Source organism: Streptosporangium amethystogenes, assembly GCF_000721075.1.
In the GTDB taxonomy this organism is placed as follows: domain Bacteria; phylum Actinomycetota; class Actinomycetes; order Streptosporangiales; family Streptosporangiaceae; genus Streptosporangium; species Streptosporangium amethystogenes.
Genome location: NZ_JOEQ01000041.1, coordinates 50,217 through 59,722 on the forward strand (window position 1 = coordinate 50,217; position 9,506 = coordinate 59,722).

Here is a 9,506-nt window from a genome sequence, read left to right on the forward strand (position 1 = left end):
CTGCCTCTGAGAGGCACTCAGCGGGCCTGGCCGAGGAACTTGACGATGCGGTCCACGCCCTCGACCAGGTCGTCGTCGCCGAGCGCGTAGGACAGGCGGAAGTAGCCCGGGGTGCCGAACGCCTCTCCGGGGACGACCGCCACCTCGGCCTCCTCCAGGATGAGCTCGGCCAGCTCGGCGGAGGTCGCCGGACGACGACCGCCGAAGTCCTTGCCCAGCAGCTCCTTGACCGACGGGTAGGCGTAGAAGGCGCCCTTCGGTTCGGGGCAGAACACGCCCGGGATCTCGTTGAGCATCCGGACCATGGTCTGGCGGCGGCGGTCGAAGGCCTCGCGCATCTGGGCCACGGCCGACAGGTCGCCGGCGACGGCGGCCAGCGCGGCGATCTGGGCGACGTTGGAGACGTTGGAGGTGGCGTGCGACTGCAGGTTGGTCGCGGCCTTGACGACGTCCTTGGGGCCGATCAGCCAGCCCACCCGCCAGCCGGTCATCGCGTAGGTCTTGGCGACGCCGTTGAGGATCACCACCTTGTCGCCCAGCTCGGGGGCCACCGTGGCGATGCTCGCGAACGTCGCGTCGCCGTAGGTCAGGTGCTCGTAGATCTCGTCCGTGACGACCCACAGGTCGTGCTCGGCGGCCCAGCGGCCGATCTGGGCGACCTGCTCGGGGGAGTACACCGCGCCGGTCGGGTTGGACGGGGAGACGAACAGCAGGACCTTGGTCCGGTCGGTGCGCGCCGCCTCCAGCTGCTCCACGCTCGCCAGGTAGCCGGTCGTCTCGTCGGTCACCACGTCGACCTGGACGCCGCCGGCCAGCTTGATCGCCTCGGGATAGGTGGTCCAGTAGGGGGCGACGACCAGTACCTCGTCGCCCGGGTCGAGCAGCGTGGCGAACGCCTCGTAGACGGCCTGCTTGCCGCCGTTGGTGACCAGGACCTGGGCGGCGTCGACCTGGTAGCCGGAGTCGCGGAGCGTCTTGTCGGCGATGGCCTGCTTCAACTCGGGAAGGCCGCCGGCCGGCGTGTACTTGTGGAACCTGGGGTTACGGCACGCCTCGACGGCCGCCTCGACGATGTAGCCGGGAGTGGCGAAGTCCGGCTCGCCGGCGCCGAAGCCGATGACCGGGCGGCCTGCCGCCTTCATCGCCTTGGCCTTGGCGTCCACGGCCAGCGTGGCGGACTCTGAGATCGCGGAGATGCGTGTTGAGATGCGGGGACGGGTCATACCTCCATGGTTACAGACCTGTGCCGCTGTTCCCGCCGGGTATCCACCATCCGGGCGGGCCGCTCCGGCAGGCCCGAGCGGGCGGGAGAGATTCGCTGAGCTGGGCGATCGCCCGCCGGTTCGACGAAGTGAGCAATCACACGTAGACTCCGGCATGTTCTTTCCGCCGCATGCGTGAACCGGCGGTCAAGACCGTGAGCCGCGGACAAACTTCGGTCCAACCGATGTATGGTGGTTCATGTCTTAGGGCACTAGCGCAATTGGTAGCGCACCGGTCTCCAAAACCGGCGGTTGGGGGTTCGAGTCCCTCGTGCCCTGCGAGGAGCGGTCCGCGCATCTGGCGTCTAGCGCGCCGCTGATATGCGTTGGACTCGATGGATTCAGGTGAGGACTGTGGCGATCGACACGCGCGGCGAAACCGCAGACAAGCCGAGCGGTGAGAAGAAGGCGAAGCGCACTTCTCCCGCCCTTTTCTATCGGCAGGTTGTCGCCGAGCTGCGTAAGGTCATTTGGCCCACGCGCAAAGACCTCATTTCGTACACCATCATCGTCCTGGTCTTCGTTCTGATCATGGTCGGGATCGTGTCGGCTTTGGATGCGCTGTTCACCGAGGGCGTGCTGAGAATCTTCGGCGGAGCCTGAGCCGCGGTCTCCGGCGGGCGGGCCGCCCCACGGACGAGTCCATCAGCCATCGACGAAAAGAGAAAGAGCACCGTGTCCGAGTCTGCACAGTCGGCCGGCGAGCCCCGTGAAGAGCGCGAGGATGAGCTGGAGAAGGCCGTAGACGTCACCGAGGATTCGCCTGGCGAGTCCGACGGGCAGGATGTCGACGCCGAAACCGACGCCGACGCCGAAAACGAGGCCGAGCAGGCCCCGACCGGCGCCGTCGACGAAGACGGTGACGTCCTTCCCGACGTCGACCCGGTCGAGGAGTTCAAGCGGCACCTGCGGGGTCTGTTCGGCGAGTGGTACGTCATCCACTCCTACGCCGGTTACGAGAACCGCGTGAAGTCCAACATCGAGACCCGTACGCAGTCCCTCAACATGGAGGACTACATCTTCCAGGTCGAGGTGCCCACCCACCACGTGACCGAGATCAAGAGCGGCAAGCGCCAGCTGGTCAAGGAGCGGGTGCTGCCCGGGTACGTGCTGGTCCGGATGGAGCTCACCGACGAGTCCTGGTCCGCGGTGCGTAACACGCCCGGCGTGACCGGCTTTGTCGGCCTCTCCAACAAGCCGAGCCCGCTGAGCCTCGAAGAGGTCGCCAAGCTGCTCGCGCCCGAGCCGTCGGAAGAGGTCAAGAAGTCGACCGCGAAGGCCTCCGCCGCGACCGTCGACTTCGAGATCGGTGAGTCCGTCACCGTCATGGACGGCCCGTTCGCCACGCTGCCCGCCACGGTCAGCGAGATCAGCGCCGAGTCGCAGAAGCTCAAGGTGCTCGTGTCGATCTTCGGCCGCGAGACCCCGGTCGAGCTCTCGTTCAACCAGGTCTCGAAGATCTAGGCCGGTCGCGTAGACTTCGTCAGTCTGCCCCGCGGTCGCGGGGATGGTTCCAAGCTCGCCGCGTTGGTCAACGTACAGCCGCGGTGTGCCCCGCGGTCGCGGGGATCAGGAACCCCGTTCAGAGAAGAAGGACCCGGAGAGAAGACATGCCTCCTAAGAAGAAATTTGCGGCGCTCGTCAAGGTTCAGCTTCCCGCTGGCCAGGCCACGCCCGCGCCGCCGGTCGGTACCGCCCTCGGTCCGCACGGCGTCAACATCATGGACTTCGTGAAGCAGTACAACGCTGCCACCGAGGCCCAGCGCGGCAACATCATCCCCGTTGAGATCACCATCTACGAGGACCGCACCTTCACCTTCGTCACGAAGACGCCTCCGGCGCCTGAGCTGATCAAGAAGGCCGCCGGTGTCGCGAAGGGTTCGGCCGTCCCGCAGAAGGACAAGGTCGGCAAGCTCACCAAGGAGCAGCTGCGCCAGATCGCCGAGACCAAGATGCAGGACCTCAACGCCAACGACATCGAGGCGGCCGAGAAGATCATCGCCGGCACCGCCCGGTCGATGGGCATCACGATCGCCGACTAGTGACACCCGCCGTACGGACCCGGCGGTGACCTCGCGGCGGTGAAGCGCGTCCGCGAGATCGAACAGGGGTCGGCGGCGAGCGCGATCTCGATCGCGTCAGACCACCAAACGTCGAAGTAAGTGGAGGGGCCTGCGCAGGCCCACACCACGGACACTCGGATTCACAGGAGTGAGCAAGTGAAGCGCAGCAAGGGATTCCGCGCCGCAGCGGCGCAGGTCGACCGCGACACCCTGTACAGCCCGGCCCAGGCGGCCAAGCTGGCCAAGGAGACCAACGTCGCCAAGTTCGACGCCACCGTCGAGGTGGCCCTGCGGCTGGGTGTCGACCCCCGCAAGGCCGACCAGATGGTCCGCGGCACCGTCAACCTCCCGCACGGCACCGGCAAGACCGCCCGGGTCCTGGTCTTCGCGACCGGTGACCGCGCCGAGGAGGCCCGCGCCGCGGGTGCCGACATCGTCGGTGCCGACGAGCTGATCGACGAGGTCGCCAAGGGCCGCCTCGACTTCGACGCCGTCGTCGCCACCCCGGACCTCATGGGCAAGGTCGGCCGCCTGGGCCGCGTGCTCGGCCCCCGTGGCCTGATGCCGAACCCCAAGACCGGCACCGTGACCCCGGCCGTCGGCAAGGCGGTCACCGACATCAAGGGCGGCAAGATCGAGTTCCGTGTCGACCGGCACGCGAACCTGCACTTCATCATCGGCAAGGTGTCCTTCGGTGAGCGTCAGCTCATCGAGAACTACGCCGCCGCCCTCGAAGAGGTGATCCGTCTCAAGCCGTCCGCGGCCAAGGGACGCTACGTCAAGAAGGTCGTCTTCTCCACGTCCATGGGCCCCGGCATCCAGGTCGACCCCAACCAGACGCGGGCGCTGACCGCCGAGCTCGACGCCTGATACCAGACGTCTTTCGTAGAGGGCCTCAACCGAATGGCCATTCGGTTGAGGCCTTTCTTCGTTCTTCCGAACGACGCGCCCGGCTTTGCCGACGCGTACTGTCGTAGTCAGGATCATCGGGGGAACGAAAGGGTGAAGACGAAATGCGCCGATTGGCTCCGGCAGTGGCACTGGGAGCGGCCGCGCTCGTCGCGGTCGCGGGATGCGGTGCGCAGGGCACCGGCTCCCTTGGAAACGTCAAACTGGCCGCGGCCGACGCGGTGCAGCAGAGCGCGCAGAAGGCCGAGGAGGTCACCTCCTACTCCGCGGACCTGGTTCTCGACGCGAGCGGCGGAGAGAAGGGCGCGAGCAAGATCCAGGGCAGCATGCTCTACCAGAGCAAGCCCCAGCTGGCGACGGACATCAAGCTCGACACGGTCACCTTCGGCGGCCAGAACGTGCCCGGCGGGGCGCGGGCCATTCTGTCGGGTGAGACGGTCTACGTGAAGTCCGAGCTCCTCAACAGGTTCGCCGGCGCCACCAAGCCGTGGGTCAAGGTGCCGCTCAGCGAGCTCGACGCCAAGGGGCAGGCCGGGGTCAGGCAGTTCATGGACCAGGCCCAGCAGTTCGACCTGGCCGGCACCGTCAAGCTGCTGACCGCCTCGAAGGACGTCAAGGCGATCGGCACCGAAACGGTCGGCGGGGTCGACACCACCCACTACAGCGGCACCTTCCCGGTGGCCGAGGCCGCACAGCTGCTCGACCCGGCCAAGCGCGAGAAGCTCCAGGAGGAGTTCTCGCGGGTCAAGAACGTGAAGTTCGACCTCTGGGCCGATGCGCAGAGCCTGCCCCGCAAGGTCACGCTCGGTGGCTCCGAGCAGGACGTGACGTTCAGCCTGACGGCGCTCTTCAAGGGCTTCAACGAGCCCGTCGAGATCACCGCGCCGCCCGCCGACCAGGTGGGCGACCTGCCCGAGCACCGTGGCGGAAACTGAGTCCCTCCCGAGATTCGCGCCCCCCGCCCGCATGGGCGGGGGGCGCGACCGGCTTCCAGGACTGATTTGGCATTCGTGGACGGCAGGGCGTACGCTGTCAACGCCGAAGACCGCCGGTCGTCGTCGGGCCGCATGGCTTGATGACTTAAGGATCCACGTCAGTGGACGGCCCGCGTAGGTGTGATGTGAGTTTTCATCTGGATTAACCTCCTTATGTGAGCCCCGTGCGCCTGCGCCGGGGCTTGTCTGTTTTTCATGGGCCCTTACCCCGGCGGCACATCTGGAAGGAGGCCCATGGCGAAGGCAGAAAAGGCAACGGCTGTCGCTGAGCTGAAGAGCAGCTTCGACGGCTCCAATGCTGCCGTTCTGACCGAATACCGCGGTCTCACCGTCGCCCAGCTCAAGCAGCTGCGCGTTTCTCTCGGTGAGAATGCGAAGTTCGCCGTGGTGAAGAACACGCTGACCAAGATCGCGGCCACCGAGGCCGGGTTCAACCAGCTCAACGACCTGCTCGCGGGTCCGTCGGCGATCGCGTTCGTCAACGGCGACGTGGTCGAGGCTGCCAAGAGTCTGCGTGACTTCGCCAAGGCCAATCCCCTCCTGGTCATCAAGGGCGGTGTCGTCGACGGCAGGTCGATGACGCCGGACGAGATCACCAAGCTTGCCGACCTCGAGTCGCGTGAGGTTCTCCTCGCGAAGCTGGCCGGCGCCATGAAGGCGAAGCAGGGCCACGCGGCCGCCGTCTTCAACGCGCTGCCCACCAACATGGCTCAGCTGGCCGAGGCACTGCGCGCCAAGCGCGAAGGCGCCGGCGAGTAGGTCCGCGCAGGCGGTCACAGGGGATTAACGCAACCGCGGTCCCAACTTTCCCAGTAGTCAGATCCGTATGGAGGAACCATTATGGCGAAGCTCAGCACCGACGAGCTGCTCGACGCTTTCAAGGAGATGACTCTCCTTGAGCTGTCCGACTTCGTGAAGCTCTTCGAGGAGACCTTCGACGTCAAGGCCGCCGCTCCGGTCGCCGTCGCCGCCGCTGCCGCCCCCGGTGCGGCCGCTGCCGAAGAGGTCGAGGAGCAGGACGAGTTCGACGTCGTCCTCGAGGCCGCCGGCGACAAGAAGATCCAGGTCATCAAGGAGATCCGCGCCCTGACGAGCCTGGGCCTCAAGGAGGCCAAGGACCTCGTTGACGGTGCTCCCAAGTCCGTCTTCGACGGCAAGGTCAACAAGGAGCAGGCCGAGAAGGCCAAGGCCGCCCTTGAGGGTGCCGGCGCGACGGTCACCGTCAAGTAGTTCGTCTTACCGGAAAGAGCGGGTCCACCTGGTGCCGGTGGCCCGCTCTTTTTGTGTTCGCCCTGTTGGACGCGATGTCTTATAACCGCGGCATAACGATCGGCGGAAGCTATTGGACCCTCTTCCAATTCGGGCGATCGCGGCTACGGTTGATGCAGTCGCAGGTTCTGTCGGCGAGGTCTCCGGCACGCCGCGGGACGGACACGTCCCGCGGGCTCCTGAAAGGCGGCACGTGGGCGTCGAAGTCGTGGTCGAGGGTCTGACCAAGTCCTTTGGAAGACAGGTCATCTGGGAGGACGTCACGCTGACGCTTCCCGCAGGCGAGATCTCCGTGCTGCTCGGTCCGTCCGGCACGGGCAAGTCCGTGTTCCTGAAGACCCTGGTGGGCCTGCTGAGGCCCGAACGCGGCCACATCTGGATCGACGGGCACGACCTCGCCAACTGCAGTGAGAACAAGCTCTACGAGCTCAGGCGGCTGTTCGGCGTGCTGTTCCAGGACGGGGCGCTGTTCGGCTCGCTCAACCTCTACGACAACGTCGCCTTCCCGCTGCGCGAGCACACCAGAAAGAGCGAGACCGAGATCCGCCGCATCGTGATGGAGAAGATGGAGCTCGTCGGGCTGGCCGGAGCCGGGGACAAGCTTCCCGGCGAGATCTCCGGCGGCATGCGCAAGCGCGCGGGCCTGGCCAGGGCACTGGTCCTCGGCCCCGAGATCATCCTGTTCGACGAGCCCGACTCGGGCCTCGACCCGGTTCGCACGACCAATCTCAACCAGCTGATCGTGGATCTCAACGCGGAGACCGAGGCGACCTTCCTCATCGTCACCCACGACATCAACACCGCCCGCACGGTGCCCGACAGCATCGGCATGTTGTTCCGGCGTGAGCTGGTCATGTTCGGGCCGAGAGAGATGCTGCTCTCCAGCGACGAGCCGGTGGTCCGGCAGTTCCTCAACGCCCGCAAGCACGGTCCGATCGGCATGTCCGAGGAGAAGGACGTCTCCGAGCTGGAGGCCGAGGCCCAGATGGGGCACGACCCCGGCGTGCTGCCGCCGATCCCGCCGCAGCTGATGCCGAGCGATAGCCGGATCCGCCGCACGCAGCGCCCGCCAGGTTCGTGGCTGGCCGCCAACGGGGTCATCCCGCCGCCCAACTCGTTCGTGGACGAGAGGGGCCGGAACTGGCTGGAGGAGTATCCCCGGCTGGTCACGGCGCACGTCCACGGCGCACGTTGACCGCGGGCGGGTAGCGGGCGTCCCGCCGTTCACCGCACGGAGCGAAACGCTGGGCGAAACGGCCTGAAGCAGGTGGGCAAAGGCTGGTATGCGGCTCTGTGCGGCGGGTTATGATCCGGCGATCGGGGAGCATGCCGTCCCGGTGGCGGGAGAGCCGCGCTCACCGGCTCGCGTTCCACGGACCGTGCGATGGGAGAGAACGCATGGCAGTGCACGCCGCTCGCCCCCGCCGCCCCCGTCGCGCGCCCAGGGGCGCGGCATCGGTGCTCGGAGTGCTGATCGCGATGCTGCTCGTCGCCGCGTTCTGGATCGGCACCGACCTGCGTGACGCCCAGGCGGCGGCGGACGACAGGCAGGCGGCGACGCGGGCGGCGGGAGCGCACGCGGTGCGCCTGCTCTCCGTCGGATACCGGAGCGTCGACGCCGACATCCAGCGAATCCTCGACGGCTCCACAGGTGAGGCCAGGGCCGAGTACGTCAGAACCGCCGCGGAGCGCAGGGAGAGCACGATCAAGGACAAGATCCTCCGTGCGGGCGCGCTACGCGCCCTGGGGCTGGTCTCGCTGGCAGGGGACACGGCCCAGGTGATGGTGGTGGGCGACGAGGTGATCCGGTGGGACGGGAGTAAGAACGCTCCACGGGAGCAGTTCCACCGGTGGAACATGGAAGTGACCAAGGTCGGGGATACCTGGCTCGTGTCCAAGGCGGAGCTGGTGCCGTGACACGCGCCTCCCGGTTGGCGGTCGGACTCATGGCCGTCGTGGCGCTCGCGCTCGCGGCGGTGGTCTGGGTCATGTTCACAGATCTCAGCAGGCTGCGCGCGGACGAGAGAGCGGGACAGGAGGCGCTCGCGGCGGCCCGGTCGGTCGCCGCCGACATGCTGTCCTATGACTATCGTACGATCGAACAGGATTTCGCAAGGGCGGGCGGTTACACGACCGGGGCGCTCAGCCTGCACTACAGGCAGCTGACCAGGGGTATGGCCGCGCAGGCCAGGGAGCAGAGAACCGTGCAGCAGGCGACGGTGATCGGGGCGGGTGTGGAGTCGGTGGAGTCCGGCGACTCCGGTCGGGTCCAGGTGCTGCTGTTCATGAACATGAGCACCGTGAAGACCCCTCAGGGGGAGAAGGAACCGCGTCGGCAGGTCAGCCAGAACCGGGCCAGGTTCATCATGGTCAAGAAGGACTCTCGCTGGTTCGTCGCCGAGCTCTCCACACTGCTCGGAGATCCTCCGTCGCCATGATCGGCGCGTCGCTTCATTCAATTGTTAGTAAAGCCTTGGTTTGGGATAGGTCCGAGGTTGGGTACACCGGCCATGGCAGCGTCGATCGTCAGTCGAACCATCGGCTGACGTTCGAACCGCCGGGTGACTCAGCGTCAGCCGCACCAGGTCGGGCATCATGTTGGATCCTGGGGTGTGCGCAGGTCATCCGGTGGGAAAACTCCCAGGGTCTCGGCTATTTCCCGGCCGAAATGTCAGCTCCCGGGCTTGACGTTTCGGCTCCGACGGGCGATGCTGCGACCAACGTGGAGCTTGCAGTGAGACTGAGGTGGACAGGTGTGTGCCGTTCGGCTACACTGCCCCTTTGCGCTGCCCTTTGACGACCCGCTTCTTTTGGTGCTCTGATGCATGGTCGTCTGGCGTGCGTGTAGTCAGTCCGCCGCGAGCCCTCGGAAGGACATCTGTTGGCAGCCTCGCGCAACGCCTTCGCCGTACCCGCCGGTCCCCGTCGTGTGTCTTTCGCACGAATTCAGGAGCCGCTCGAAGTTCCTGATCTTCTCGCTCTTCAGACCGAGTCCTTCGACTGGTTGC

The 9,506-nt window shown here is 66.6% G+C and carries 11 protein-coding genes and 1 tRNA gene; 11 read left to right on the plus strand and 1 reads right to left on the minus strand.

Features of this window, described 5'->3' with window-relative positions; genetic code table 11:
* Positions 1-17 precede the first annotated feature (17 nt).
* Positions 18-1,223, minus strand: a complete 1,206-nt coding sequence (locus IG98_RS0137915) for a pyridoxal phosphate-dependent aminotransferase (protein WP_030923975.1) — start codon at positions 1,221-1,223, stop codon at positions 18-20.
* Positions 1,224-1,468: 245 nt separating this feature from the next.
* Between IG98_RS0137915 and IG98_RS0137920 the strand changes: the two genes are divergently transcribed.
* From IG98_RS0137920 to IG98_RS0137970, 11 genes are all read left to right on the plus strand, one after another.
* Positions 1,469-1,541 (plus strand) — tRNA-Trp (locus IG98_RS0137920).
* 75 nt (positions 1,542-1,616) lie between these two features.
* A complete protein-coding gene (gene secE / locus IG98_RS0137925; RefSeq protein ID WP_037972396.1) occupies positions 1,617-1,865 on the plus strand; it encodes a preprotein translocase subunit SecE in 249 nt (82 codons plus the stop codon).
* Between the two features lie 72 nt (positions 1,866-1,937).
* Positions 1,938-2,726: a transcription termination/antitermination protein NusG gene (gene nusG / locus IG98_RS0137930; protein WP_030923981.1), complete on the plus strand. Its 789-nt coding sequence runs from the start codon at positions 1,938-1,940 to the stop codon at positions 2,724-2,726.
* 146 nt (positions 2,727-2,872) lie between these two features.
* Positions 2,873-3,304 (plus strand): 50S ribosomal protein L11, encoded by a 432-nt coding sequence (rplK, locus tag IG98_RS0137935; RefSeq protein WP_030923985.1) that lies wholly within the window; start codon positions 2,873-2,875, stop codon positions 3,302-3,304.
* Between the two features lie 177 nt (positions 3,305-3,481).
* Complete coding sequence (gene rplA / locus IG98_RS0137940; protein ID WP_030923988.1) at positions 3,482-4,195, plus strand: 50S ribosomal protein L1; 714 nt, start codon at positions 3,482-3,484, stop codon at positions 4,193-4,195.
* A gap of 143 nt (positions 4,196-4,338) precedes the next feature.
* Positions 4,339-5,169 (plus strand): SCO4651 family lipoprotein, encoded by an 831-nt coding sequence (locus tag IG98_RS0137945; protein ID WP_030923993.1) that lies wholly within the window; start codon positions 4,339-4,341, stop codon positions 5,167-5,169.
* Between the two features lie 294 nt (positions 5,170-5,463).
* Entirely contained in the window at positions 5,464-5,988 is a 525-nt protein-coding gene (gene rplJ / locus IG98_RS0137950; protein ID WP_030923995.1) for a 50S ribosomal protein L10, read from the plus strand.
* Between the two features lie 81 nt (positions 5,989-6,069).
* Positions 6,070-6,459: a 50S ribosomal protein L7/L12 gene (gene rplL / locus IG98_RS0137955; RefSeq protein WP_030923997.1), complete on the plus strand. Its 390-nt coding sequence runs from the start codon at positions 6,070-6,072 to the stop codon at positions 6,457-6,459.
* 232 nt (positions 6,460-6,691) lie between these two features.
* Positions 6,692-7,693: an ABC transporter ATP-binding protein gene (locus tag IG98_RS0137960; RefSeq protein WP_030924000.1), complete on the plus strand. Its 1,002-nt coding sequence runs from the start codon at positions 6,692-6,694 to the stop codon at positions 7,691-7,693.
* A 203-nt stretch (positions 7,694-7,896) separates the two neighbouring features.
* Positions 7,897-8,415, plus strand: coding sequence for a hypothetical protein (locus IG98_RS0137965; RefSeq protein WP_157594757.1), 519 nt, complete (start codon positions 7,897-7,899; stop codon positions 8,413-8,415).
* Positions 8,412-8,936, plus strand: a complete 525-nt coding sequence (locus IG98_RS0137970) for a hypothetical protein (protein ID WP_030924004.1) — start codon at positions 8,412-8,414, stop codon at positions 8,934-8,936. The genes IG98_RS0137965 and IG98_RS0137970 overlap by 4 nt, the downstream gene beginning before the upstream one ends.
* The last annotated feature ends 570 nt before the right edge of the window (positions 8,937-9,506 follow it).